Annotated in this window: 1 protein-coding gene; it reads right to left on the bottom strand. The window is 60.9% G+C overall.

From position 1 onward, the window contains the following. The coding region (locus tag ACWF6P_RS31760) for a condensation domain-containing protein (RefSeq protein WP_452623698.1) at positions 1 to 1,616 on the bottom strand (1,616 nt) is incomplete at its 3' end. Positions 1,617 to 1,643: the final 27 nt, after the last annotated feature.

Raw genomic sequence — 1,643 nt, 5'->3', positions numbered from 1 at the left:
GCCGCCACCAAACCCGCCAACGTCACATCATCAACACAACGATCCGTCTCATTCACACCCCCCAACACCAACCCACGCCCAACCACAGACTCCACCTCGAACGTCTCGACGATCGTGGACGTGTCCGCCACTGCAGCGCTCACCACCGCGACGTATGCATCGACCAACCGCCCTGCGGTTGCCTCGTCGAAGAGATCGGTGGCATAGGTCAGGTGTAGGTCCAGACCGCCGCGAGACCCGTCGGCGGTGACTACTTCGTTGAACACGAAGTCCAGGTCGAACTGTGTAGTGGCCACAACGTTGTCGACTTCGGCGATACGTATGCCGTCGAACTCGAGTTCGGTCAAGGCGATGTTCTGCAGGGTCAAACTGACCTGGAAAATAGGAGAGTACGACTGTGAACGAACTGGATCGAGTACCTCCACCAGGCGCTCGAACGGCACGTCGGCGTTCTCGAACGCCTGGAGGTCGAATTCTCGAACCGACTCGAGCAATTCCGCGAAACGAGCGCCGGGCGACACCACGGCACGCAATGCGAGGGTATTGACGAACATCCCGACCAGATCGTCGAGTGCACGCTCTCCTCGGCCTGCAACAGGAGTTCCCACAACCACGTCGTATTCACCGCTGTAGCGCGAAAGCACAACAGCCAGAGCGGCATGCAACACCATGAACGGCGTAGCGCCGTGTTCACGTGCGACCTTTTCCAGTTGCTCGTTCACTTCGGGACTCAGATGTGCAGAGTAGACGGCTCCACGGCCGGAGGCTTCCGCCGGCCGAGGCCGGTCCAGCGGTAGATCGATCACCGACGGTATTGCATCGAGAGCGGTGCGCCAGAAGTCGAGTTGTCGCGAGATCAGCGACTTCGACGATTCTTCCGAACCCAACGTCTCGAGCTGCCACAACGCGTAATCCGCATACTGCACCTCCAGCGGCGCCCACGACGGCACCGCACCCCTGGACCGCGCCTCGTACGCCACCATCACATCACGCGTCAACGGCCCCATCGAGAAACCGTCACCCGCAATGTGATGCACCGTCATCGCCAGAACGAACTCGAACTCGGCAACCTCGAACAGGTGTGCCCGCATGGGGATCTCGGACGTGACGTCGAACGATGCTCCGAGCACCTCGGAAACTCGTTCGAGGAGAACGCCTTCGGACACCCGCTCGGTCGTCAGTTCGACGGGCGCGTCATCAGGCGAGAGAATTCTCTGGAAACCGATGCCGTCCACTTCCGGATACACCGTCCGGAGCACCTCGTGGCGACGCACCAGGTCACCCACTGCCGCAGCGAGTGCCGACACGTCGAGGTCTCCTGAAAGGCGAAGCACCACCGGCATGTTGTACGCCGACGAATCGGGATCGAAGCGGTTGAGGAACCACATACGCGACTGAGCCGGTGACAACGGGATCGTCGACGGACGTTCCCGAGCTGTCAGCGCCGGCCGATTCGAGGACATCGAGGCGTCGAGGACTGCAGCGAGTTCGGCTACCGTCGGCGAGTCGAAGATCGCTCGCAGCGGTATGTCAGTACCTCGGTCTGCGTTGATGCGGCTGATGAGCCTGGTCGCATTCAGCGAATTACCACCCAACACGAAGAAATCATCATCCAACCCAACCCTCGACCCACACCCCAACAC

It is taken from the genome of Rhodococcus sp. NPDC055024 (assembly GCF_053608585.1).
The sequence above is the reverse complement of the archived record's forward strand: the minus strand, read 5'-3'. Positions and strand labels throughout refer to the sequence as shown.